Here is a 24745-nt window from a genome sequence, read left to right on the forward strand (position 1 = left end):
GGCGTTCGCGGCTCAGAGAGCAGCGACCTGCTTCGCGATCGAGGACTTGCGGTTCGCCGCCTGGTTCTCGTGGATGACGCCCTTGCTGACGGCCTTGTCGAGCTTCTTGGTCGCCTTCACCAGAGCCTTCTCGGCAGCGGCCTTGTCGCCGGCGGTGATGGCCGCGCGGGTCTGACGGACGACGGTCCGCAGCTCGCTCTTGACGGCCTTGTTCCGCTCGCGGGCCTTCTCGTTGGTCTTGTTGCGCTTGATCTGCGACTTGATGTTCGCCACGTTCGACGTATCTTTCGTTCGAGGTACAGGTGGATGTGCCGGCGACAGAAGAGGGCTGTCACTCAGCGGTCGTGTGAGGGAGGAACCCACACGCAAGCCAAAAACAGATCTTATCAGGTGGGAGGCTCATCCCGAAGTCGGCCGCTCCTGCGCCATCGTCGCGAGGGCGAGGTCGATGACCGCATTGAACACCCGAGGCCGCATGGCGGTGACCAGATGGGATGTCCGGGGCACGACGATGAGCTCGGCCTCGGGCTTCAGAGCGGTGAAGAGCCGCTCGTTCAGACGAAGTTGGTCCCACTGCCCGTTGACGAACCACATCGGCACCGAGATGCGTTTCAGCGCGGACACGAGATCGAGGACCGACAGGCTCCGGAGCGCGGTGTCCTGCGCGTCGTACGCGTACCCGCCCGCCGCGAAGTCGGCGCGTGTCTCGGGCGGGAGCGTGCGATCCAACACCATGTCGGTGAGCGGCTGACCACGCCGGGGGAGACGATCGAATCCCCGCGCCAGCGTCCGGTACATCGTGAGGCCCGCGCCGCGCGGGATCGACGTGCACCCCGCCGGAATGAACGCCTCGACCGGGGGAGGATCCTCGCGGCCCATGTACTCGATGGAGACGAGTCCACCCATCGAGTGGGCGACCAGGAGCACGGGGCCGCGAGCCGCGGCATCCGTCACCGCGGCGTCGATCGTCTCGAATGCCCCGTCCAGCGTGAAGGTCTCGCTCATGCGGGTGCCGTGCCCGGGCAGGTCAAGGGCGTGCGCGCCGATGCCCGCCGCGGTCAAGTGCTCGACCTGCGCGCGCCACATCGTCGCCGAGGTCCGGATGCCGTGGACGAACACCACCTGAGGCGTCATGCCTCCAGCCTACGAAGCAGCGACCGCGCAAACGGGGAACGGGGGCGGATCCGAAGACCCGCCCCCGTTCCGCCGATGGCGGCGTCAGAACAGAACGCGGACCGTCGCCCGGTTGCTCACCGATCCCGCAGCGACCTTCGGGTCGTCGGGCACGAACGTCGCGGTGTACGTGTGCGCGCCCTTGGAGAGCCGTCCGAGGGTGGTCGTCGCGACACCTCGGCGGACCTCCGAGGTCGCGATGACGCGGTCGCCTTCCCGGAACTCCACGACGCCCTCCGCGCGCCCACCGTCCTGCAGGACGATGGCGACGAGGGTCGACGGCAGGATCCGGTTGATGTGCACCGGCGGGAGCGCGAGGAGCGACGTACGCGTCGTCGCCGCGGGCTCGGCCGCCTCCTCGACCGTGACGGGCACCTGGGCGACCGTGCCGCTGGGCGCCGCCGTGACGGTGAGCTGCGCCGTGCCCGCGGGGGTTCCCGCCGGCAGCGTGACACTGACGGATGCCGCGCCACCGGTCACCGGCGCAGTGCCGAGCACCTGCTCGCCCAGGCGCACCGTCACCTCGGTGTTGGCCGGAGCGCCCTTGCTGGTCAGGTCCATGCCCGCCACCTGGAAGGTCACCGTGTCACCCGCGGCGACGGTCTCGGGAACGCCCGACACCTGCACGCCGTGCTTGGCGAACGACGGGGCGACGGGGGAGCCGTCGGCGATGTAGTCCACCCATGCCTCGTAGTCGAGGAGGCCCGTGTCGACGTAGTCGTCACCCTCCGTGAAGGCGCGGAAGTTGTCGCCGCCGGCCGCCAGGAACGAGAACGTGCCGATGCGGTACGTCCCGGCCGGGTCGATCGCCTTGCCGTCGACCGTCACCGAGGTGATGCGCTGCCCCTCGGGGAGCGCCGGGTCGTAGGTGTACGACACGTTGTCCGAGAGGCCCAGCTGCAGGTACGGCCGCTGCGGGACGTTGCCCGCCGCATCCCGCTGCCACTGCTGCTCGAGCATCTGGGTGAACTCCTCACCCGTGAGGGTGACGAGGGCCAGCGTGTTGTTGAACGGCAGCACCGCGTTGGCCTGGCTGAACGAGATCGACCCGTCCGCGAGACCCGCCACGGCGCCGGCACCGAACTCGGCCTGCGTGTCGAACAGGTCCGCGCGGAGGCCGCCCGGGTTCGTCACGCCGATCACAGCGCCGTTCGGCAGGTCGGCCAGGCTGTCGCGCAGCATGTTCGCGACGGTGTTGCCGAGCGTCGACTCGGCGGCGCGGTTGTCGCGCGAACCCCCGGTGTAGACGCCGTCGACGTACGATCCGCCGCTGAAGGCCGTCGTGATGTCGCCGGCGACCTGGCCGACCTCGGTGTTGCCGACGGCAGCGGCGTTGTCCGTGGCCGCCTTCGTGATGCGGGCGACCTCCGCCACTCGGGGGTACGCGGCGACGAGGTCCGCAGCGGGCGTCGTCGTGCGGGCGACGTTGCGCTCGGTGTGCGTCGAGACCTCACCCGTGGCGGCATCCAGTGTCAGCGTGATCTCGCCGATCTTGGCGCCGTACGAGCCGGTCTGGACGACCGGACGGGTGCGGTCCGTGCCGGGGATCGGCGCCGACCAGGCGTATTCCTTGTGCGTGTGGCCGGTGAAGATCGCATCGACGTCGGCGGACGTGTCGTTGATGATCGCACCGAAGGCGCCGCCGGCGGCTACCTCCTCGTCGAGGGTCGCGCCGTCGGGCGTGCCCGCGCCGGCCCCCTCGTGGTACATCGCGACGATGACGTCGGCCTCACCGTTGGACTCGTCGCCGTCGCTCAGCTGAGCGGCGACGCGGTTGACCGCCTCGACCGGATCGCCGAAGTCGACGGACTCGATGCCGGTCGGCGTCACGAGCGTCGGGGTCTCCTCGGTGACGGCGCCGACGACACCGACCGTGAGGCCGTCCGCCTCGAGCAGCGTGTACTCGTCGAGCGCGGGGGTCGTCGTGCCCTTCTTGTAGACGTTGGCCCCGAGCTGCGGTGCGTCGAACGCGTCGGACACGCGGCCCGACAGGTCGTCGAACCCGCGGTCGAACTCGTGGTTGCCGACGGCGCTCGCCTGCAGACCCATGGCGTTCAGGACGTCGATGGTCGGCTCGTCCTTCGCCACCGATGAGGCGAACAGCGACGCACCGATGTTGTCACCTGCGGACAGGAACAGGGTCGGACCGGATGCCGCCTTGCGCAGCTCCTCGACGGTTCCCGCGAATGCGACGGTGTTGCCGTCGATGCGCCCGTGGAAGTCGTTGATGCCGAGGAGGGTCAGCTGGACGGGAGCGGCCTTCGCCTTCATCCCGACGATCACGGGGTCGTGGTCGCTCGAGCGGTACGGGTCCGCGGAGTAGAACTCCGTGCCGTGCGTGCGGAACCGGCTGTACTCCAGCGCGATGGACTCGCCCGAGTTGATGTTCCAGATGTCCGCATCCGTGGAGCGGGCGAGAGCCGGCTTGTTCAGGAGGATGTGGTCGAGCGAACCGGACAGCCCCGAGAAGCTGTAGGACGACGAGTCGACGTCGAACGCCTGCTCGGCATCCGCGTAGCCGGCGTCGTACAGAACCTCGAGCGGGTCCTCCTGGCTGTAGGAGTTGAAGTCGCCTGCGAGGGCGACGGCGTCGACATCGCCCTGGATCTTCGCGACCCAGTCGCGGAGGGCGGTCGCCTGACGGACCCGCGACTCGTTCGACGAACCCTGCCCGTCGCCGGTGTCGGCGTCGCCCGGCCACGGGCCAGCGGAGCCCTTCGACTTGAAGTGGTTCACGACGAACAGGAACGGGTCGCCGCCAGCGGCGGGCTCGAACACCTGGGCGATGGGCTCGCGCGCGTTGCCGAAGGCCTCGCCGTCCGCGCTCTGGTCGCCGAGGGCGCGGGACGCGCCGACGGGGGAGACGCGCGCGGGCTGGTAGATGATCGCGTTCGTGATGACGTCCTGCTCGGATGCCGGGGGCAGGTCCGTCGAGGAGGGCACGAACGCCCACGTGCCGGCGCCTGCCTTCGCGTTGAGCGCGGCGACGAGGGTCGCCGTGGCCTCATCGGTCTTCTCGCCGAGCGCGGCCGAGTTCTCGATCTCCATGAGGCCGACGACGCCGGCGTCCACCGAGGTGATGGCCTCGACGAGCTTCGCCTGCTGGCGTGCGAGGTCGGCGGCATCCCACGCTCCGCGCTGGGCGCAGCCGTCTCGGACGGTCACACCGTCGCCGAAACGGTCGGTGTAGGCCTCGCAGCTCGCGGTGTCGGTCCCGAGCGTCGTGAAGTAGTTGAGGACGTTGAACGAGGCGATCGAGAGGTCTCCGCTCACCTCGGCGGGTGCGTCGGTTCGGACGTTCTCGAAGACGACCTCATCCGTGCCCGTGCCGTCGCCGACGAGCGGCTGAGTCGGGTTCAGCTTCCACGAGTCATTGCGGTAGTCGACGATGAGCGGTTCCGTGAAGGTGACCCCCGCGCCGACCGTGATCGGCTCGGTGAGCGAGACGTACGCGGGCGTCAGCGCCTGGTTCGCGGCCGACGTGTAGTCGAGCCCAGCTCCATCGTCGAGACGCACGCCGCGAGCCGCGTTGTCCGCGGCGACCGCGGCGGCCGCGTCCGAACCGGGACGCGCCGCGTCCGTCGGCTGGCGCAGCGGCTCCGACCCGGCTGCGAGGCCCACCTCGCCGAAACGGTTGGTGCTGTAGGTGTCGCTGACGGTGAAGTCGCCCTGGGGCGCGACCAGCATCGACTCGAGCGACTCGCGCTGTGCGACCGTCTTCGGCCATTCGACGGTGGCGGGCGTCGGCGCCTCGGCATCGGCGACGACCTTCGCGGCTCCCGCCTTGACGGTGAGTTCGGTGAGGCCGTTGAACTCCGAGACGACGCCGGTGACCGTCACGGTGTCGCCGAGGGCGACCTCGCCGGTCGCTCCGGGCGCGTAGACGAAGACGGCGTCGGAGGCCGTGTGCGCGGCGAGGTCCAGCGCGCCGCCGGTGCCGGCCGTCTGGATGACGTAGCCGTTGTATCCGCCGGTGGGGTAGTGGGCCGTGACGACCCCGGTCGTGGTGACGGTGCGGCCGGCCAGGGGCGAGGCATCCGTCGTGCCCTGGATCTGTGCGATCGTCGCCGCCTGCGGCTCGGGCTCGGGCTCGGGGTCGACATCGGCGCCGAGACCGGTGGGGGTGGGGGCGCCGGCCGTGAAGTCCGCGGCGTTGTCGGCGGTGTTCGAGTTCTCGTCGTCGCGCGAGACGCTCGTGGCGTTGGCGGTCCCGGGTGCGGGCGCCGAACCGGCGAAGGCCGTGGCCGTCGTTCCCCACCCGACGAGGTCGACGACCTGGTCGAGGGTGGCGATGCCGGTGCTGCCCGTGAGCGCGGTGTCGTTCGCGACGAGGGCGACCTTGGCTCCGCTGCCGCTCATCGCGATGGTGCCCTCGACATCGGCGTCGAAGCCGGGGAGGGAGGTGTTGCTGCCCGGCGCCTCGCCGATCAGCAGGTTCTCGCCGGCGGGCAGGTCGACGTCGCCGAGCTTCGTCACCTGCCACGAGCCGCCGGTGGCGGAGGCGTACTGGACGCTGTAGCCGCTCAGATCGACGGTCTCGTCACCGGTGTTGGCGAGTTCGATGAAGTCGCGGTTGAACGCGGCGCCGCTGTTGCCGCCGCCGCCGTAGACCTCGGAGATCACGATGGGCGAATCGGCCGACACGGCGGCGGTGGCGACCGACGGAGCGAGGGCGAGCCCTCCGACCGTCACGGTCGCGGCCGTCAGCAGGGCGCAGGTCCGGCGGAGAACCGGATGCGCGGCGGGCACGGGGGCAGGTGGGTGCGACACGGTGGGTTCTCCCGAGGCGGCGCGGGCGCGGGGCTTATCGCGCAGGAACCGACCGCCACACTGAGCATTCGGGCGGTGGTGCGCCCCTCGCAAGGGTCAGATCGGTTAACTCTTTCTCATGCGTCGGTGCGCTGGCGTGTCGACGAGACGAGCGGTTATTGTGCCCGGTCGGCCGGGACGCTGCGCAGCCGGTCGCCGGTAGACTCGCCTGGTCATGTCACCCCGCGCACTCACGCCCCTGCAGCCCGCGGCCACGCCGCCCGCGCAGCTTCGCAACTTCTGCATCATCGCCCACATCGACCACGGCAAGTCCACGCTGGCCGACCGCATGCTGCAGATCACCGGCGTGGTCTCGGACCGCGACATGCGCGCCCAATACCTCGATCGCATGGACATCGAGCGCGAGCGCGGCATCACGATCAAGAGCCAGGCGGTCCGGATGCCGTGGGCCACCGATGCGGGCACGTTCGCGCTCAACATGATCGACACCCCCGGTCACGTCGACTTCACGTACGAGGTCAGCCGGTCGCTCGCCGCGTGCGAGGGAGCGATCCTCCTCGTCGACGCGGCGCAGGGCATCGAAGCGCAGACGCTCGCGAACCTGTACCTGGCGCTGGAGAACGACCTCGAGATCATCCCGGTCCTCAACAAGATCGACCTGCCCGCTGCCGACCCGGAGAAGTACGCGGCTGAGCTCGCGAACCTCATCGGCGGCGACCCCGCGGACGTGCTCAAGGTCAGCGGAAAAACGGGCATCGGTGTCGAGGAGCTGCTCGACCGCATCGTCGAGCGCATCCCGGCACCGAAAGGCGACGCCGACGCGCCGGCCCGGGCCATGATCTTCGACTCGGTCTACGACGCCTACCGCGGCGTCGTCACCTACGTCCGGATGATCGACGGCAAGCTCGAGCCGCGGGAGCGGATCCAGATGATGTCGACGCGCGCCGCTCACGACCTCCTCGAGATCGGTGTGTCGAGCCCGGAGCCGGTCCCCACCAAGGGATTGGGCGTCGGCGAGGTCGGTTACCTGATCACGGGCGTGAAGGATGTCCGCCAGTCCAAGGTCGGCGACACGATCACGAACCACCGCAAGCCCGCGACCGACGCGCTTGCCGGCTACACCGACCCGAAGCCGATGGTGTTCTCGGGGATCTACCCGATCGACGGCAGCGATTACGCCGTGCTCCGCGAGGCACTCGACAAGCTGAAGCTCTCGGACGCCTCGCTGCAGTACGAGCCCGAGACCTCCGTGGCCCTCGGCTTCGGCTTCCGCTGCGGGTTCCTCGGACTGCTGCACCTCGAGATCATCACCGAGCGCCTCTCGCGGGAGTTCGACCTCGATCTCATCACCACGGCGCCCTCGGTGACCTACACGGTCACGACCGACACCAACGAGACGGTCACGGTGACGAACCCGTCCGAGTACCCGGACGGCCGCGTCGCCGAGGTCTCCGAGCCGGTGGTCAAGGTCGGCATCCTGTTGCCGAAGGACTACGTCGGCACGGTCATGGAGCTCTGCCAGTCGCGTCGCGGCACGCTCCTCGGCATGGACTACCTCAGCGAGGACCGCGTCGAGCTCCGCTACAACATGCCGCTCGGCGAGATCGTGTTCGACTTCTTCGACCACCTGAAGTCGAAGACGCAGGGATATGCGAGCCTCGACTACGAGCCGGCGGGCTCGCAGACCGCCGACCTCGTGAAGGTCGACATCCTCCTGCAGGGTGAGAAGGTCGACGCGTTCAGCTCGATCGTGCACCGCGAGAAGGCCTACGCCTACGGCACGCTGATGACCGAGCGTCTGCGCAAGCTCATCCCGCGCCAGCAGTTCGAGGTGCCGATCCAGGCCGCCATCGGTGCCCGGATCATCGCCCGCGAGAACATCAGCGCGATCCGCAAGGACGTCCTCGCCAAGTGCTACGGCGGTGACATCAGTCGTAAGCGCAAGCTGCTCGAGAAGCAGAAAGAGGGCAAGAAGCGCATGAAGATGGTCGGCCGCGTCGAGGTCCCCCAGGAGGCGTTCATCGCCGCCCTCTCGGGCGATGTCGAGGGCAAGGACAAGAAGTAGGCTGACACGATGCGCCGCGGGAGTTTCCAGGCAGGAACCGTCGACTACGCCGCCGTCGGGGCCACGCAGGCCCCCGACCTCATGGGCTATCCGCCGAAGGGTACGACCCCGGCGGAGGCGTCGTGGCGTCTCGGCAGCGGCGAGAGCCGCTTCGTCACCTCGACCGAGCAGCTCCTCGGGTGGGGTGCCCAGCGAGGTGCGGGATTGCGCGTCGAAGATGTGCGCCCGGCATCCGGACCCATGTACTCGGGTGTCGGGTTCGACGCCGACGGCAACGCCGTCCAGCCGAGCAGGCTGGACGATGAGCAGCGCTTCGATGCGGACGGCACGCCGTTCGTCGGCGCCGGCACGACCGCGCACGTCCACGGCCGGGTCGGTGGGATGAGGGCGGATGCCGAGCTTCGTGTCATCTCGCTGATCGACGAGCCGCGGCGGGTCGGGTTCTCGCTCGGCACCGTCGGCGGCTCGGTCGTCAGCGGCGAGGAGTCGTTCCTGCTCGAGTGGCGGGACGACGACGAGGTGTGGTTCACGGTCCGCGCCTTCGACAAGCCGACCGGCGTGCTCTACCGCCTGTGGCGTCCCCTCGTGAAGCGTCGTCGTCGTGCGCTGTTCCAGGGGTACCTGCAGGCGATGTCGCCCATGTACGCCACCGGTTCCTGATGGGCTCTGCGCTTCCCCTCGGCGATCCCGCACCCGCCGACGGCGCGTTGCCGCACGACGTGCCGGTAGATCCCGACGTCGACTTCGGCGTGTACCTGCACGTGCCGTTCTGCCGGGTCCGCTGCGGATACTGCGACTTCAACACGTACACCGCGACCGAGCTGCGCGGTGCACGCCAGGACGCGTACGCCGACGAGGTGCTCCACGAGATCGCGCTGTCCCGCGAGGTCCTCGCGGCACAGGGACCCCTGCGTCCGGCTCGCACCGTGTTCTTCGGGGGTGGCACCCCCACGCTCCTTCCGCCGGGCGACCTCGCGCGCATGCTCGACGGCATCCGGGGAACCTTCGGTCTCGCGGACGGCGCCGAGGTCACGGTCGAGGCGAACCCCGACACGCTGACCGATGAGGTCGCGCAGACCCTTGCCGCTGCCGGCGTCACACGGTTCTCGATCGGGATGCAGTCGTCCGTGCCGCACGTCCTCGCGGCACTCGACCGCACGCACGACCCCGCGAACATCGCGACAGCCGTCGCGGCGGCGCGGAAGGCCGGGCTCGCGGTCAGCCTCGATCTCATCTACGGCGCGCCGGGGGAGTCGCTCGAGGACTGGCGCACCTCGCTCGAGACGGCGATCGCGCTCGCACCTGATCACATCTCGGCGTACGCGCTCATCGTGGAGGACGGAACGAAGCTCGAGCGTCAGATCCGCCGCGGCGAGGTACCCGCCCCCGACGACGATCTGCAGGCCGACATGTACGAGCTCGCCGACGAGCTGCTCGCGGCAGCCGGCTACGGCTGGTACGAGGTCTCGAACTGGTCGACGACTCCCGCCCAGCGCTCCCGCCACAACCTGTCGTACTGGCGGGGTCAGGACTGGTGGGGCTACGGCCCCGGTGCCCACAGCCACGTCGGCGGGCTGCGCTGGTGGAACGTCAAGCACCCCGCCGCGTACGCGCAGCGCCTGGCGCTGGGGGAGTCCCCGGCGGCGGGACGGGAGCGACCGGATGCCGAGGCCCGCCGCCTCGAGGTCATCCTGCTGCGCTCGCGCATCGTGGACGGCGTCGCGGTCGACGAGGCGACCGTCGCGGGGCGGCGGAACGTGGCATCCCTCATCGCCGACGGACTCGTCGACGGCGCCTCGGCCGTGCGGGGACGCATCGTGCTGACGCGTCGCGGACGGCTGCTGGCCGACGCCGTCGTCCGCGCACTCACCGAGTGATCCGAGCAGATCGCTTCTCGCGCGGTAGAATTGGCACTCCCAGAACGAGAGTGCCAGCGGAGGAGGGGTGATGGTCTCGGAACGCGGTCTTCAGGTGTTGCGTGCGATCGTCCAGGACTACGTCGACACGCGCGAGCCGGTCGGCAGTAAAGCGATCGTCGACCGTCACCAGTTCGGCGTCTCGGCGGCGACCATCCGCAACGACATGGCGCTCCTCGAAGACGAAGAGCTGATCACCGCGCCCCACACGTCGTCGGGCCGTGTACCCACCGACAAGGGGTACCGCGTCTTCGTCGACCACCTCGCCGACGTCCGCCCCCTCACCTCTGCGCAGCGCTCCGCGATCGGCGCCTTCCTCGAGGACACCGGTGACCTCGACGACCTGCTCGTCCGGACGGTCCGCTCCCTGACGCGTCTGACCGGTCAGGTCGCGATCGTGCAGTATCCGTCCTTCGCGCGGGCGAACGTCTCGCACGTCGAGGTCGTGCACCTCGGCGGGCCGCGGATCGTCATCATCGTCGTGACCGACACCGGCCGAGTGTCGCAGCGCGTCGTGCTCCTGTCGTCCGAGCCGTCAGCCGACGAGGCCGCGCAGCTCAAGCTCGCGATGGCGTCGCTGCTCACGGGCAAGAGTGTCCGAGACGGCGCGGCGGCGATCGCGCGCATCCTCGAGGACGAGACCCCGGTCCCGCGCGAGGAGAACCGCCGCGTCGTGCTGCGCGCGATCGGCGAGGAGCTCGACGAGTTCCGCCAGGACCGCATGGTCATGGCGGGGTCCGCGACCCTCGCCCGCCGGGAATCCGACTTCCGCGGCAGCATCTACCCGCTCCTCGAGGCGATCGAGGAGCAGGTGACGCTGCTGCGGCTCATGGGGGAGATGGTCGCCGACGACCGCGGGCTGGCGACCAGCATCGGGCGCGAGAACGAGCCGTTCGGGCTGTCCGAGGCATCCATCGTCGCGGGCGACTACGACGCCGGCGGGTCCCACGCCCGCGTCGGCGTGCTGGGTCCCACACGCATGGACTACCCCACGAATCTCGCGGCGGTCCGCGCCGTCGCGCACTATCTGACGCGGTTGCTCGAAGAAGACGAGACGTCGCGCTGAACGAATCGGCCCGCGGGCCGGAGAGGTGATTGTGGCTGACCACTACGAGGTCCTGGGTGTCGCGCGCGACGCGAGCCCTGAGGAGATCAAGAAGGCTTACCGGCGTCTGGCGCGCCAGCTGCACCCGGACGTGAACCCGGGGGAGGATGCCTCCGAGCAGTTCAAGCTCGTGACGCACGCCTACGACGTGTTGAGCGACCCCGACCAGCGCCAGCGTTACGACATGGGCGGCGACGGAGGCGGCTTCGGCGGAGCCGGTGCAGGTGCCGGCTTCGGCGGTTTCAGCGACATCTTCGAGAGCTTCTTCGGCGGTGGTGGCGGAACCCGCGCCGGCCGTCCGCGGTCACGCCGCGAGCGGGGCCAGGATGCGCTCGTACGCGTCGACCTCGACCTCGGCGACGTCGTCTTCGGCGTCCACCGCGACATCGAGGTCGACACCGCGGTCCTCTGCGAGACCTGCCAGGGCTCGTGCTGCCAGCCGGGCACGCAGCCGGTCACCTGCGACATCTGCCACGGATCGGGCCAGATCCAGCGGACGGTCCGGAGCCTCCTCGGCAACGTCGTCACCTCGCAGCCCTGCACCACGTGCCAGGGCTACGGCACGACCATCCCGTACCCCTGCTCCACCTGTCAGGGCCAGGGCCGTGTGCGTGCACGTCGCACCGTGTCGATCGACATCCCGGCCGGCGTCGAGACCGGTCTTCGACTCCAGCTCCCCGGGTCCGGCGAGGTCGGTCCCGCCGGCGGCCCGAACGGCGACCTGTACCTCGAGGTCACCGTCGCCCCGCACGACGTCTTCAGCCGCGACGGCGACGACCTGCTCGCGACCCTCGAGGTCTCGATGGTCGATGCCATCCTGGGAACGAGTGTGACCATCGAGTCCCTCGACGGATCCGTCGACCTCGACATCCGCTCCGGGGTCCAGGCGGGCGACGAGCTCACCATCCGCGGTCGGGGGATCACGCCTCTCCGAGGCGACCAGCGCGGCGACCTCCGGGTCGGCGTGCAGGTCGTCACGCCTTCGCACCTCGACCCGAAGTCGCGGGCGCTCGTGCAGGAGCTCGCGAAGCGGATGCGTCCGGCCCCGCCTCACCTGGCGGAGTTCCACCCGGGTCTGTTCTCCAAGCTCCGCGGCAAGTTCAAGCGCTGATCGTGGCCCTCCACTTCCTGATCGAGGATGCCGGGGCCGCCGGCCCGGGCGATGTCGTCCGGCTGACGGGGGCCGAGGCGCACCACGCCGCGGCCGTCCGTCGCATCCGGGTGGGGGAGGACGTCACGGTGGGTGACGGCCGCGGCGTGTGGCTGACCGGCACGGTCTCGGCCGCCGCGCCCAAAGAGGTCTCGGTCGAGGTCTCCACCCGCGCCGAGGTCCCCGCGGCGTCGCCGCGCACCGTCCTCGTCCAGGCCCTCGCGAAGGGCGATCGCGACGAGCTCGCCGTCCAGGCGGCGACGGAGCTCGGGGTCGACGCGATCATGCCGTGGCAGGCGGCCCGCTCTGTCTCGCGGTGGGAGGGTCCGAAGGTCGCCAAGGGCGTCGCACGCTGGGAGACGATCGCCCGTGAGGCGGCGAAGCAGGCGCATCGGCCGTGGCTGGCAGAACTCCACCAGCCGGTCTCCACGCGGCAACTGGCGGCACTCGCCCAGAACGCACGGATGCTGGTGCTCGAGCCGACGGCATCCGTCGCGCTGTCGCGCATCGAGATCGACGCGGCCGACGCGAGCGACGTGATCCTCGTCGTGGGACCCGAAGGGGGCATCTCCCCCGAGGAACTCGACCTGCTGCAGTCGGCGGGTGCGACGCTCGTGCGGCTCGGCGACACTGTGCTGCGCACCTCGACGGCGGGGCCGGCGGCCCTCGCCGTCGTCAATGCGGCCCTCGGCCGCTGGTGAACCGGACCCGACCGACGCGGGAAGGCGCTGAGTAGACTGGGAGGATGAGCGAGCCATCGGTGTTCACCCGCATCCTCCGGGGTGAGATCCCCTCCGAGATCGTCGCTGAGACCGACAACGCGTTCGCGATCCGCGACATCGCCCCGCAGGCGCCCGTCCATCTCCTCGTGATCCCCAAGACCGAGGATTACCGCGACGTGGTCGAGCTCGCGGCGGGCGACCCCGCCCTCCTGGCCGAGCTGGTCGGCCTCGCGAACAGTGTCGCCGCCGAACACGCCGGCGGCGACTTCAGACTCGTGTTCAACACCGGCCCCGACGCCGGACAGACCGTGTTCCACGTCCATGCACACGTGCTGGGCGGCGGGCTCACGGAAGGGAGCCTCGGTGGCTGACAGCGCCGAACCCACCGTCGCGCACATCTACGCGGACGGTGTCGCCATGGTGCAGCTGCTCGGTCCGCAGGACCGTCTGCTGCGCACCGTGGAACGCGAACACCCGGACGTGCAGGTACATGTCCGCGGCAACGAGATCACCCTGACCGGTGACGAGGGCGCCGTCGCGCGCGCCCACGAGCTCGTGGACGAGCTGATCGGCATGGCGAGATCGGGCCAGGGCCTCGACCCGAGCGACGTGACGCAGTCGAACCGCATCCTCCGCGAGAACAGCGGGATGCGTCCGTCCGAGGTGCTCGGCGAAGCGATCCTCTCGTCTCGCGGCAAGGTCATCCGACCCAAGACGCGCGGCCAGAAGGAGTACGTCGACGCGATCGAGGAGAACACGATCGTCTTCGGCATCGGTCCCGCCGGCACCGGAAAGACCTACCTCGCGATGGCGAAGGCCGTCCAGGCGCTGCAGCGCAAGGAGGTCAGCCGCATCATCCTGACCCGTCCCGCCGTCGAGGCGGGGGAGCGGCTCGGGTTCCTCCCCGGCACGCTGACCGACAAGATCGACCCCTACCTCCGCCCGTTGTACGACGCCCTGAACGAGATGATGGACCCCGAGCTCGTTCCCAAGCTCATGGCGTCGGGCACGATCGAGGTCGCGCCTCTCGCGTACATGCGCGGGCGCACGCTCAACGACTCGTTCGTCGTCCTCGACGAGGCCCAGAACACGACGCCCGAGCAGATGAAGATGTTCCTCACGCGCCTCGGGTTCGGCACGCGCATGGTCGTCACCGGCGACATCACCCAGGTCGACCTGCCGCAGGGCGCCTCGGGGCTGCGACTCGTCACCCGCGTCCTCAAGGACATCGATGACATCCACTTCTCGCGTCTGACGAGCGACGACGTCGTGCGCCACACGCTCGTCGGTCGGATCGTCGACGCCTACACCGCGTACGACGAGGAGAAGCTCGTGGCGCGACGCGAGCGCGACGAGGCGAGCGAACTCGCGAACCGCGCCGAGCGCCGGACGGGGCTCCGCCCTGCCGGCCCCCGAGACCGACAGCCCAAGCGAGGACGTTCATGACCATCGAGATCACCAACGAGTCCGGCGTCGAGGTCGATGAGACCGTGCTGCTGCGCCTCACCGAGAACAACTTCGCCGAGCTGCACGTCAGCCCCGACGCCGACCTGGCGATCCTCCTCGTCGACGAGGGGGCGATGGAGGCGCTGCACGTCCAGTGGATGGACGAGCCCGGCCCCACCGATGTCCTGAGCTTCCCGATGGACGAGCTGCGCCCGGGAACCGAGGAGTCCCCGACGCCTCCCGGACTCCTCGGCGACATCGTGCTGTGCCCCCAGGTCGCCGAGACCCAGGCCCAGGCGGCCAAGCACACCACGATGGACGAGCTCATCCTCCTCACGACGCACGGCCTGCTCCACCTGCTGGGGTTCGACCACGCCGAGCCCGAGGAGGAGCGCGAGATGTTCGGACTTCAGAAGGAGCTCATCGGCGCGTTCCACTCGAGCGAGCGCCACCGGCGCGCATGACCGAGATCCTCCTGCTCCTCGGAGCTGTGCTGCTCGTCGCGCTCGGCGGGCTGATGGCCTCCCTCGAAGCGGCGCTCGATGTGACGTCCCGCGCGGACCTCGCCGACCTCGCCGATGAGGCACGATCCGGCGCAGGTCTTCGCCGGATCGCCGCAGACCCGGACGCGCACCGGACGGCCGTCGTCTTCATCCGCATCCTCATCGAGACCGCTGCCGCCGTCATCGTCACAGTGGCGTTCACCCTCGTCTTCGACAACATCTGGTGGGCGATGCTCGCCGCAGTCGTCGTGATGACCATCGCCTCGTTCGTCCTCGTGGGCGCATCGCCGCGGGCCGTGGGGCGTCAGCATTCGAAGGGGTTCTTGAAGGCGTGCGCCGGGCTCATCCGCGGGGCGCGCATCGTCCTCGGCCCGTTGGCGCACCTGCTGGTCCTCCTCGGCGACCGCCTGACCCCCGGCATCCACCGTGGGGCGTCCTTCGCGTCGGAGGAGCAGCTGCTGAGCATGGTCGATGAGGCCGCGTCGCAGGACCTCATCGAGGCCGACGACCGCGACCTCATCCACTCCGTCTTCGACTTCACCGACCGTTTCGTGCGCGCCGTCATGGTGCCCCGCACCGACATGGTGACCATGGATGCCGCGGCCACGACACAGGAGGCGATGACGCTCTTCCTCGACAAGGGCGTCTCCCGCATCCCGATCGCCGACGGCGAGGCCGACGACATCACGGGCGTCGTGTACCTCAAGGACCTCGTCCAGTTCGCCTACCGCGACGAGACCGCGTGGCGGGGCGTCCCGGTCGCGCAGATCGCCCGGCCCGCCGTCTTCGTGCCGGAGTCGATGCGTGCCGAGAGTCTGCTGCAGCAGATGAAGCGCGAAGCCGTGCACGTCTGCCTCGTCGTCGACGAGTACGGCGGAGTGTCGGGACTCGTGACGCTCGAGGACCTCATCGAGGAGCTGGTGGGCGAGATCGCCGACGAGTACGACCTGCGCACGAGCGAGGTCTCGGACCTCGGCGGCGGTCGATTCCGCGTGAGCACCCGCCTGGCCCTCGACGAGGTCGGCGACCTGTTCGGGATCGAACTCGAGGACGACGACGTCGACTCGATCGGCGGCCTTTTCGGCAAGGCGCTCGGCAGCGTCCCCGTCCCCGGCGTCCGCGTCGAGCACAGCGGGCTCGTCCTCACCGGCGGCACATCCCTCGGCCGGGGCCGCGGCCTCGCGACCGTCTTCGTCGAGCGCGCCGACCCACCGGCCGCCGAACCCGTATCCCCTTCCACCGCAGAGATCCGCGTCGCGCGGGGATCGGAGTGACCGTGAGCAGCCGTTCCGGTTTCGTGACGTTCGTCGGACGTCCCAATGTCGGCAAGTCGACCCTGACCAACGCCCTCGTCGGCGAGAAGGTCGCGATCACCAGCGACAAGCCGCAGACCACGCGCAAGGCGATCCGCGGCATCCTCAACCGCCCGGGCGGTCAGCTCGTGATCGTCGACACCCCCGGCATCCACAAGCCGCGGACTCTTCTCGGGCAGCGACTCAACGACCTCGTCGAGCAGGTGCTCGGCGACGTCGACGCGATCGGGTTCCTCGTGCCGGCCACCGAGAAGGTCGGCCCGGGCGACCGGCGTATCGCGGCATCCCTCGACGGCTACGGCCGGGCGAAGAAGGTCGCGATCGTCACGAAGGTCGACATCGCGTCGCGCGAGGAGATCACCGAGCGGCTCATGGAGGTCGACGCGCTCCGCGAGGACTGGGACGCCGTCATCCCGCTGTCCGCGGTGACGGACGACCAGCTCGACGTCCTCGCCGACGAACTCCTGAAGCTCATGCCGAAGGGACCGCCGCTCTATCCGGAGGGGATGGTCACCGACGAGAGCCTCGAGGACCGGATCGCCGAGATCATCCGCGAGGCGGCGCTCGACGGTGTGCGCGACGAACTGCCGCACTCGATCGCCGTGACCGTCGAGGACATCGCTGCCCGCGAGGACAGCGACCTCACCGACGTCTACGCGAACATCGTGGTCGAGCGCGACAGCCAGAAGGCGATCATCATCGGTCGCGGCGGCTCGCGGCTGAAGGACGTCGGTGCGCGCTCACGCGCCGGCATCGAGCCGCTGGTCGGCGGACGCGTGTTCCTGTCGCTCCGGGTACGCGTGGCGAAGGAATGGCAGCGCGACCCGAAGCAGCTCGGGCGCCTCGGATTCTGACCCGCGACGCCGGGTCATCACGGAAGGGCACACGCATGGCACAGGCATGGTTCGCGACCGGTCCGGAAGGACTCTCGGACTGGGAGCTGCGAGAGGTCGACGTCCCGGCGCCCGGCCCCGGAGAGGTGACGATCCGGGTGCGTGCGATCGGGATGAACCCGGCTGATGTGAAGTACCCCACGCGTCCCGATGCGACGTTCCCCTTCCCGATCGGGTACGAGGTGTCCGGTGAGATCACCGCGCTCGGTGCCGGAACGCAGATCGGCTCGGGCGCGGCGACGGTCGGCGACGAGGTGCTCGCGTTCCGCCTGAGCGGCGGGTATGCCACCGAGCTGACCGTTCCCGCCGAGAAGGTCTTCGCCAAGCCGTCGACCCTCGCCCATCCCGAAGCAGCGAACCTGTTCCTGGCCGGTGCGACCGCCGCCGAGCTGCTCGAGCTAAGCGGTGCGCGGAGCGGCGACACGGTTCTGTTCCACGCCGCCTCCGGCGCGGTCGGAGTGAGCTTCCTGCAGCAGGCAGCCGTCCGGGGCGTCCGCGTCGTCGGGACCGCCGGAGAGCGGAACGCCGATGTCGTCCGGCGCTACGGCGGCATCCCGATCACCTACGGACCTGGCCTCGTCGACAGGGCGAAGGATGCCGCGGCGGGCGCGTCCTTCGTCGCATCGCTCGACGGCGTGGGGACCGACGAGGCGATCGAGGCCTCGCTCGCGCTCGTCGAGGACAGGACGCGCATCATCACGATCGTCCGTCGTGACCTCGAGTCGGAGGGCATCGTGGCGATCGGCGGGATGCTGCCCGCGAGCGCTGCGTTCCGCGACGCCGTCCGCGGCGAGCTCGTCGATCTCGCGCGGCGCGGACTGCTCGAGGTGCCCGTCGCCCGCACCTTCCCGTTCGCCGACGCGGTCCAGGCGGCGCGCTTCCTCATGGAGGGGCACCCCGGCGGCAAGCTCGCACTGCTGCCGTAGCGGGAGCGTCGCTCAGCCGACGGATCTGAGCGCGGAGCGGATGATCACCTTGCCGGTCCCGAAGTCCTGGTCGGCCGCCTTCTGCCACGTGCCGTCGTCCCAGATCACGTCGACGTACACCCAGCCGTCCTGGTCGTGCATCCCCAGCATGTCGTTGCCGATCGCATCGGGGACGATCTCTTCGATCGTTGCGATGTCCTCCGCGGTGGCTGATCCGGTCTTCCCCTCGGTGGGATCGGGCGCCGGCATCGCATCGAACAGGGCGAGCGGCACCGGCGTTCGTGTCAGGGTGAACGTCGTGCCGTCGTACGAGCCCCAGACTGCGTAAGCCCCCCACGTCGACCCGCCCGTCGATGTCGCATCCAGCTTGCCGTCCCAGGACCATCCGGCGACGGGGATGCCGCTGCACTGCGGCGGTGCGGATTCCGCAACCGCCCCGAGACACAGCTCGACCGCCGAGCCGTCGTCGAGGATCGTTCCTTGACCCCACACCTCGCCGGTGGGGTTTTCCGGTGTGAGCGCGGCGAGCGCCGATCCCGGGGGTGCTGCCGAGCCACCCGCATCGGCCGCGGCGGCGCAGGAGGTGAGCAGGAGGGCGGCGCCGGCGACGAGGGCGGCGAAGGAGCGACGGTGCATCATGCCCGGAGAGTGTCGGGTCCGCGGCATCCGTCTCAGAATGTCGAGCGGCGCGAGCGGGGTGTAACGTGTCGGTATGCGCTTCTGCGGCCTCCTTCTTCGTCGCCGCGACGAGTCCTCGATCTAGGACCAACTCGTCGCGGAGGTTGTCGTGGGTCCGCACCAGTGACGAGAGAAGAAGCCCCATCATGCGAAACCACCAGAAGCCCTCGGGCGCCCCGATCCACAAGTACCGCCCGTACCACGAGCAGATCCGTGTAGACCTGCCCGACCGCACGTGGCCCGGCAACCGCATCGAGGTCGCGCCCCGCTGGTGCGCGGTCGACCTGCGCGACGGCAACCAGGCCCTCATCGACCCGATGAGCCCCGAGCGCAAGCGCGTCATGTTCGAACTGCTCGTGAAGATGGGCTACAAGGAGATCGAGGTCGGCTTCCCCTCCGCGAGCCAGACGGACTTCGACTTCGTCCGCCAGCTCATCGAGGACGACGTCATCCCCGAGGACGTCACGATCCAGGTGCTGACGCAGGCCCGCGAGCACCTCATCAAGCGCACGTACGAGTCGATCGCCGGCGCCAAGCAGGCCATCGTGCACCTCTATAACTCCACGAGCGTTCTGCAGCGCGAGGTCGTGTTCCGCACCGACCAGCAGGGCATCATCGACATCGCTCTCGAGGGTGCGCGCCTGTGCCGCCAGTACGAGAAGACGATCCCCGAGACGGCCGTCTACTACGAGTACTCGCCCGAGAGCTACACGGGCACCGAGCTCGAGTTCGCCGTCGACGTCTGCAACCAGGTGATCGAGGTGTTCGAGCCCACCCCCGACCGCAAGGTCATCATCAACCTGCCGGCGACGGTCGAGATGGCGACGCCGAACGTGTACGCCGACTCGATCGAGTGGATGAGCCGTCACCTGGCGCACCGCGAGAACGTCATCCTGTCGCTGCACCCGCACAACGACCGCGGCACCGCGATCGCCGCGGCGGAGCTCGGCTACATGGCCGGCGCGGACCGCATCGAGGGCTGCCTGTTCGGCAACGGCGAGCGCACCGGCAACGTCGACCTGGTCGCCCTGGGGATCAACCTGCTGACGCAGGGGATCGACCCTCAGATCGACTTCAGCGACATCGACCACGTCAAGCGGACCGCGGAGTACTGCAACCAGCTGCCCGTCCCCGAGCGCAGCCCCTGGGCCGGCGATCTGGTCTTCACCGCCTTCAGCGGGTCGCACCAGGACGCCATCAAGAAGGGCTTCGAGGCGATGGAGGCCCGTGCGAAGGCCGCGGGCGTTTCGGTCGACGAGATCGAGTGGGCGGTCCCGTACCTGCCCATCGACCCGAAGGACCTGGGACGGTCCTACGAGGCCGTCATCCGCGTCAACTCGCAGTCCGGCAAGGGCGGCGTCGCCTACCTGCTGAAGACGGACCACTCCCTCGACCTGCCGCGCAAGCTCCAGATCGAGTTCTCCGGCGTCGTCCAGGCGAAGACGGATGCCGAGGGCGGCGAGGTCTCCAGCGGTCAGATCTGGTCGATCTTCTCGGACGAGTACCTGCCCGCCCGCGCGGCCGACGACAAGTGGGGCCGCTTCGAGCTCCTGTCCACGCGCACCCAGAGCGACATGTCCGGTGATGTCACGCTCGACGTCACCCTCCGCGACGGCGACGAGCATGTCGCGGCGGCCGGGGCGGGGAACGGTCCGATCGCGGCGTTCCTGAAGGTCCTCGGCGAGCGCGGTTTCGAGATCTCGCTCTACGACTACGTCGAGCACACGCTCGGTGCCGGCGGCGACGCTCACGCGGCCGCGTACGTCGAGCTGCAGGTGGAGGATCAGCGCCTGTGGGGCGTCGGCATCGACGGCGACATCTCGACCGCGAGCCTGAAGGCGATCGTGTCGGCCGTGAACCGGGCGATCCGCAGCCGCACCCACGAGGGCGAACTGGCGGGCGTCTGACTCTTGCAGGAGGTCGCCGCCGAGGGGCGCCCGGTCACGGCTTGATGATCGGGATCGTCGAGGTCTCGACGGCGACCTTCCTGCGGTAGAGGGCCCGTTGCTCGGGCAGCGAGATGTCGAAGACCACGGCGAGCACGCGGATGACGGCGGTCACGGCGATGCACGTGATCGCGGCGGGCACCGCCGAGACCCCGAGGGTGTCGAGGACGGCGAGGACGGCGCATCCGACCGCGGCGGCGACGGCGTAGAGCGACCCGACGTGCATCATGGCGACGGGGAGTCCCATGAACACGTCGCGGAGGAGTCCTCCGCCGACGGCGGCACAGGCGCCCACGAAGATCGACGGGATCGGAGGGAGGCCGAGGGCGAGCGCCTTCGTCGTCCCCAGGGCGCCGAACATCCCGATCGCGACGGCGTCGAGGCCCACGATGACCGCGTTGAGGCGCTGGAACACGTTGGCGAGCAGCATCCCGATCAGCGCCGCCGCGGTGACGGTGATCAGGTAGCCGTCGCTCTGGAGGGCGACGGGTGTGGTGCTGAGCAGCAGGTCGCGGATCATGCCGCCGCCCAGACCCATGACGACGCCGATGATGGCGACCCCGAGCAGATCGAGACGACGCTGCCCCTGGAACCCCGAGGCGAACAGGGCTCCCTGCACGCCGCCGAGGCCGACGGCGGTGAGGTCTGCCCAGAGGGGGATGAGGAACTGCGGCTCGGTCACGCCTTCATTGTGCCTGGTCACGGGATAATCGATGGGTGCCCACCTACCGTGACGAGGTCGTGATCCTGCGCACCCACAAGCTGGGTGAGGCCGACCGCATCCTGACGATGCTCAGCCGTCGTCATGGCAAGGTCCGCGCGGTGGCGAAGGGCGTCCGCCGCACGTCTTCGAAGTTCGGCGCGCGGCTCGAGCCGTTCATGGTGGCCGACGTCCAGATGTACAAGGGCCGCTCGCTCGACATCGTGCAGCAGGCGGAGTCCCTGGGCGCCTACGGTGCCGACATCGCGACCGACTACGACCGGTACACGGCGGCGTCGGCGATGTCCGAGACGGCCGACCGGCTCAACGAGGCCGAGACGACGCCGCAGCAGTACCTGCTGCTCGTCGGGGGGCTCCGCGCTCTGGCGCGAGGCGATCACGCACCGAGATCGGTCCTCGATTCCTACCTCCTCCGCGTCATGTCCCTCTCCGGCTGGGCGCCGTCGCTGCAGGAATGCGCGCGGTGCGGTGCGCCCGGACCGCACGACTGGTTCGTCGCGCAGCTGGGCGGCATCGTCTGCTCCGCGTGCGCGCCGGCGGGGTCGCCTCGGGTGAGCGCGGAGACCTCCGACCTCCTGCGTGCGCTCCTGGCGGGGGAGTGGGATGTGGTGGATGCCGCATCGGGCGGCGCCACCGCGGCATCCTCCGGTCTCATCGCGGCGTATGCGCAGTGGCACACTGAACGAGGCATCCGTTCCCTGTCCCACCTGGAGGCGCCTCGGTGAGTCCCAAGCCGTACACGCATCGCGACGCGGTGCCCTACCGCCCGCTCGACTGGACCGGCGTGTACCCGCCGGAGTTCCCGAAGGGCTCGGTCCCGGCTCACGTCGCGATCGTCATGGACGGCAACGGCCGCTGGGCCAACCGCCGCGGTCTCACGCGGATCGAGGGGCACCGCGCGGGGGAGGAGGTCCTCCTCGACGTCGTGGCCGGTGCGGTCCAGGCCGGGGTGAAGCACCTGAGTGTGTACGCCTTCTCGACCGAGAACTGGGCGCGCTCACCCGAGGAGGTGCGTTTCCTCATGGGGTACAACCGCGATGTGCTGCACCGTCGTCGCGACCAGCTCAACGAGTGGAACGTCCGCATCCGCTGGGCGGGCCGGAAGCCCCGGCTGTGGGGGTCGGTCATCAAGGAGCTCCAGTACGCCGAACAGCTCACGTCCGGCAACACGGGACTGACCCTCACGATGTGCGTGAACTACGGCGGACGTCACGAGATCGTCGATGCGATGCGCGCCATGGGGGAGGAGATCGCCCGGGGGAAGCTGAAGCCGTCGGCGATCACCGAGAAGACGCTCCGCCGGCACCTGTACGTCCCCGACATGCCTGACGTCGACCTGTTCGTACGTTCCAGCGGGGAGCAGCGGACGTCGAACTTCCTGCTGTGGGAGGCGGCCTACGCCGAGATGGTGTTCCTCGACACGCTGTGGCCGGACTTCTCCCGCACGGACCTGTGGGGAGCGATCGAGCTGTACCTCTCCCGCGACCGCCGGTTCGGCGGGGCGAAGGACGCGCCGACCGCGTCCTGACGGTCAGCGGACGTCGGCAGCGGGCCCCGCGAGCCAACGATCCACGTCGCGGGGGTGCGTGAGACGCACGACGGGCAGGTCGTACTCGGCGGCGACCACCGGCATCCGCGTCTTCCATGTGCGGTGCGTGCGCATCTCCCACCGGAGGATGTGACCGGGGTCGCGGAAGACCGTCCACAGCGGCGGCTCGACGTTGCCGTTCCAGAGTCGCTCGCGACGGATGCGGCGGCGCAACGTGCGGCGGAGCAGCCGCGCGCGGGCGACCCGACGCGGCAGGTCGAGCCACACGGCGAGGTCGGCGCGCTCGCCGAGGATCTGTCCGCCGCCGGACCCGAAGTAGTTCCACTCCGACACCCACCGGTCGCCGTCGGCGACGCGGCGGACGTCGCTCAGGAACTCGGGTCGCGTCGTCCACCCCGGTCCGTGGAAGAGCGCGTCCAGCTCGGTGTACTCGAGGCCCCACAGCTCGGCCAGCTGCCGTGCCAGAGTCGACTTCCCGACGCCGGTGGTGCCGGCGATCACGACGCGCTGCGGGCGGAACGGGAGCGGGGTGTCGGCCGACAGCATCCCGCCAGCCTAGGAGCGGCGGAGGGAATACCGCGAGGGCCAGGTGGCGTTGCACGGGATGTGACGGAACCCATCAAGATCGACGTGTGGAGCGATATCGCCTGCCCGTGGTGCTACATCGGTAAGCGGAACCTCGAGACCGGGCTGGCGGAGACGGCGACGGACGCCGACGCCCCCCGCGTAGAGGTGACCTTCCACTCGTACGAGCTGTCCCCGGACACCCCCGTCGATTTCGACGGAACCGAGATCGACTTCCTCTCGGAGTACAAGGGGATGCCGGCTGATCAGGTGCAGCAGATGCTCGACCGCGTGACCGGTGTCGCCGCCGACGCCGGACTCGGCTATCGGTTCGACATCCTCAAGCACACCAACACCGTGAAGGCCCACGAGCTGCTGCACTTCGCGAAAGAGCAGGGCCTCCAGAAGGAGGCGACCGAGCGTCTCATGTCGGCCTACTTCACCGAGGGCCGTCACGTCGGCAACATCGACGACCTCGTCGCGCTCGCCGGTGACGTGGGCCTCGACACCGACCAGACGCGCGACGCGCTCGAGTCGGGGCGGTATCTCGAGGCGGTGCGCGCCGACCAGGCTCAGGCCCAGGCCTACGGCATCCAGGGCGTTCCGTTCTTCGTCATCGACGGCAAGTACGGCGTGAGCGGCGCCCAGCCCGCCGCAGCGTTCGCGCAGATCGCCCGCCAGGTGTGGGCTGAGCGCGCCGAGGAGCCCGCCGCGAGCTGAGCTCTTCTCCCACGATGAAGGCCGCATCCCGGATCGGGGCTGCGGCCTTCATCGTTCGTGCGAGGTCTCAGGCGAGGGCCTTCTCGATCGCCGAGATCACCTCGGGCTCGTTGGGCTTGGTTTGCGGGCGGAAGCGGTGCAGCTCACCGTCGCGTGTCACGAGGAACTTCTCGAAGTTCCACATGACTGGTCCCTTGGCGCGCTCGGCGTTCGGGGACTTCTTCAGCGCCTTATAGAGCGGGGCGGCGTGCGATCCGTTGACGCGCACCTTGTCCATGATGGGGAACGTGATGCCCCAGTTGACGGCGCAGTAGTCGAGGATCTCGTCCATCGACCCGGGCTCCTGGCCCATGAACTGGTTGCAGGGGAAGCCGATGACCTGCAGGCCCTGGTCGCCGTACTGCTTCTGCAGCTCCTCGAGCTGCTCGTACTGGGGAGCCAGTCCGCACTTGGATGCGACGTTCACGATGAGGAACGCCTTGTCGCCGAAGTCGCCGAGTGTCGCCTCCTTCCCGTCTGCGGTGGTGAACGGGATCTCTCGCAGCGAGGAGGTTTCGGTCATGTCTCCACGATAGGACTCGCGCA

At 69.6% G+C, this 24745-nt stretch carries 23 protein-coding genes; 16 read left to right on the forward strand and 7 right to left on the reverse strand.

Features of this window, described 5'->3' with window-relative positions; all coding sequences use genetic code 11:
• Positions 1 to 12 precede the first annotated feature (12 nt).
• The 3 genes from rpsT to BLR68_RS11950 all read right to left on the reverse strand — a co-directional run bounded on the left by rpsT (position 13) and on the right by BLR68_RS11950 (position 5922).
• Positions 13 to 273, reverse strand: coding sequence for a 30S ribosomal protein S20 (rpsT, locus tag BLR68_RS11940; RefSeq protein ID WP_018186614.1), 261 nt, complete (start codon positions 271 to 273; stop codon positions 13 to 15).
• A 126-nt stretch (positions 274 to 399) separates the two neighbouring features.
• Positions 400 to 1134: an alpha/beta fold hydrolase gene (locus tag BLR68_RS11945; RefSeq protein ID WP_018186615.1), complete on the reverse strand. Its 735-nt coding sequence runs from the start codon at positions 1132 to 1134 to the stop codon at positions 400 to 402.
• A gap of 84 nt (positions 1135 to 1218) precedes the next feature.
• On the reverse strand, positions 1219 to 5922 hold the full coding sequence (locus BLR68_RS11950; protein WP_018186616.1) for an ExeM/NucH family extracellular endonuclease: 4704 nt from the start codon (positions 5920 to 5922) through the stop codon (positions 1219 to 1221).
• Positions 5923 to 6157: 235 nt separating this feature from the next.
• Here BLR68_RS11950 and lepA point away from each other — a divergent pair, with 235 nt between their 5' ends.
• From lepA to BLR68_RS12010, 12 genes are all read left to right on the forward strand, one after another.
• Positions 6158 to 8008 (forward strand): translation elongation factor 4, encoded by a 1851-nt coding sequence (lepA, locus tag BLR68_RS11955; RefSeq protein WP_018186617.1) that lies wholly within the window; start codon positions 6158 to 6160, stop codon positions 8006 to 8008.
• A 9-nt stretch (positions 8009 to 8017) separates the two neighbouring features.
• Complete coding sequence (locus BLR68_RS11960; RefSeq protein ID WP_018186618.1) at positions 8018 to 8668, forward strand: DUF1990 family protein; 651 nt, start codon at positions 8018 to 8020, stop codon at positions 8666 to 8668.
• Positions 8668 to 9885: a radical SAM family heme chaperone HemW gene (hemW, locus tag BLR68_RS11965; protein WP_018186619.1), complete on the forward strand. Its 1218-nt coding sequence runs from the start codon at positions 8668 to 8670 to the stop codon at positions 9883 to 9885. Before BLR68_RS11960 ends, hemW begins: the two co-directional genes overlap by 1 nt.
• 70 nt (positions 9886 to 9955) lie before the next feature.
• Positions 9956 to 10990 (forward strand): heat-inducible transcriptional repressor HrcA, encoded by a 1035-nt coding sequence (hrcA, locus tag BLR68_RS11970; RefSeq protein WP_018186620.1) that lies wholly within the window; start codon positions 9956 to 9958, stop codon positions 10988 to 10990.
• Positions 10991 to 11021: 31 nt separating this feature from the next.
• Entirely contained in the window at positions 11022 to 12140 is a 1119-nt protein-coding gene (dnaJ, locus tag BLR68_RS11975) for a molecular chaperone DnaJ (RefSeq protein WP_018186621.1), read from the forward strand.
• Positions 12141 to 12142: 2 nt separating this feature from the next.
• Positions 12143 to 12880 (forward strand): 16S rRNA (uracil(1498)-N(3))-methyltransferase, encoded by a 738-nt coding sequence (locus BLR68_RS11980; RefSeq protein WP_018186622.1) that lies wholly within the window; start codon positions 12143 to 12145, stop codon positions 12878 to 12880.
• A 44-nt stretch (positions 12881 to 12924) separates the two neighbouring features.
• Complete coding sequence (locus tag BLR68_RS11985) at positions 12925 to 13272, forward strand: histidine triad nucleotide-binding protein (RefSeq protein WP_026302843.1); 348 nt, start codon at positions 12925 to 12927, stop codon at positions 13270 to 13272.
• A complete protein-coding gene (locus BLR68_RS11990; RefSeq protein WP_371130041.1) occupies positions 13223 to 14347 on the forward strand; it encodes a PhoH family protein in 1125 nt (374 codons plus the stop codon). Before BLR68_RS11985 ends, BLR68_RS11990 begins: the two co-directional genes overlap by 50 nt.
• Positions 14344 to 14811: an rRNA maturation RNase YbeY gene (gene ybeY, locus BLR68_RS11995; RefSeq protein WP_018186625.1), complete on the forward strand. Its 468-nt coding sequence runs from the start codon at positions 14344 to 14346 to the stop codon at positions 14809 to 14811. The genes BLR68_RS11990 and ybeY overlap by 4 nt, the downstream gene beginning before the upstream one ends.
• Positions 14808 to 16124 carry a hemolysin family protein gene (locus tag BLR68_RS12000; protein ID WP_018186626.1) on the forward strand — a complete coding sequence of 439 codons (1317 nt, stop codon included), beginning with the start codon at positions 14808 to 14810 and terminating at the stop codon, positions 16122 to 16124. Before ybeY ends, BLR68_RS12000 begins: the two co-directional genes overlap by 4 nt.
• The gene (era, locus tag BLR68_RS12005) at positions 16121 to 17017 is read left to right on the forward strand and encodes a GTPase Era (protein ID WP_018186627.1); all 897 of its coding nucleotides are present in this window, start codon (positions 16121 to 16123) and stop codon (positions 17015 to 17017) included. The genes BLR68_RS12000 and era overlap by 4 nt, the downstream gene beginning before the upstream one ends.
• A gap of 35 nt (positions 17018 to 17052) precedes the next feature.
• Positions 17053 to 17982, forward strand: a complete 930-nt coding sequence (locus BLR68_RS12010; protein ID WP_018186628.1) for a quinone oxidoreductase family protein — start codon at positions 17053 to 17055, stop codon at positions 17980 to 17982.
• A 12-nt stretch (positions 17983 to 17994) separates the two neighbouring features.
• On the opposite strand, the gene BLR68_RS12015 is transcribed toward BLR68_RS12010, so the two are convergent.
• Positions 17995 to 18621 (reverse strand): hypothetical protein, encoded by a 627-nt coding sequence (locus tag BLR68_RS12015; RefSeq protein ID WP_018186629.1) that lies wholly within the window; start codon positions 18619 to 18621, stop codon positions 17995 to 17997.
• Between the two features lie 185 nt (positions 18622 to 18806).
• Between BLR68_RS12015 and leuA the strand changes: the two genes are divergently transcribed.
• Entirely contained in the window at positions 18807 to 20567 is a 1761-nt protein-coding gene (leuA, locus tag BLR68_RS12020) for a 2-isopropylmalate synthase (RefSeq protein ID WP_018186630.1), read from the forward strand.
• Positions 20568 to 20601: 34 nt separating this feature from the next.
• Here the strand turns inward: leuA and BLR68_RS12025 are convergent, their stop codons facing one another.
• Positions 20602 to 21288 carry a trimeric intracellular cation channel family protein gene (locus BLR68_RS12025; RefSeq protein WP_018186631.1) on the reverse strand — a complete coding sequence of 229 codons (687 nt, stop codon included), beginning with the start codon at positions 21286 to 21288 and terminating at the stop codon, positions 20602 to 20604.
• 35 nt (positions 21289 to 21323) lie between these two features.
• Here BLR68_RS12025 and recO point away from each other — a divergent pair, with 35 nt between their 5' ends.
• Entirely contained in the window at positions 21324 to 22052 is a 729-nt protein-coding gene (gene recO, locus BLR68_RS12030) for a DNA repair protein RecO (RefSeq protein WP_018186632.1), read from the forward strand.
• Positions 22049 to 22855 (forward strand): isoprenyl transferase, encoded by an 807-nt coding sequence (locus tag BLR68_RS12035; RefSeq protein WP_018186633.1) that lies wholly within the window; start codon positions 22049 to 22051, stop codon positions 22853 to 22855. The genes recO and BLR68_RS12035 overlap by 4 nt, the downstream gene beginning before the upstream one ends.
• Positions 22856 to 22858: 3 nt before the next feature.
• Here BLR68_RS12035 and BLR68_RS12040 read toward each other — a convergent pair whose 3' ends face one another.
• Positions 22859 to 23422 carry a P-loop NTPase family protein gene (locus tag BLR68_RS12040; RefSeq protein WP_018186634.1) on the reverse strand — a complete coding sequence of 188 codons (564 nt, stop codon included), beginning with the start codon at positions 23420 to 23422 and terminating at the stop codon, positions 22859 to 22861.
• 60 nt (positions 23423 to 23482) lie between these two features.
• Here BLR68_RS12040 and BLR68_RS12045 point away from each other — a divergent pair, with 60 nt between their 5' ends.
• Positions 23483 to 24160, forward strand: a complete 678-nt coding sequence (locus tag BLR68_RS12045; protein WP_018186635.1) for a DsbA family oxidoreductase — start codon at positions 23483 to 23485, stop codon at positions 24158 to 24160.
• 67 nt (positions 24161 to 24227) lie between these two features.
• Here BLR68_RS12045 and BLR68_RS12050 read toward each other — a convergent pair whose 3' ends face one another.
• Positions 24228 to 24722, reverse strand: coding sequence for a glutathione peroxidase (locus tag BLR68_RS12050; protein WP_018186636.1), 495 nt, complete (start codon positions 24720 to 24722; stop codon positions 24228 to 24230).
• Between the last annotated feature and the right edge of the window lie 23 nt (positions 24723 to 24745).

Origin of the sequence: Microbacterium sp. 77mftsu3.1 (assembly GCF_900100525.1) — a bacterium.
Classification (GTDB): domain Bacteria; phylum Actinomycetota; class Actinomycetes; order Actinomycetales; family Microbacteriaceae; genus Microbacterium; species Microbacterium aquilitoris.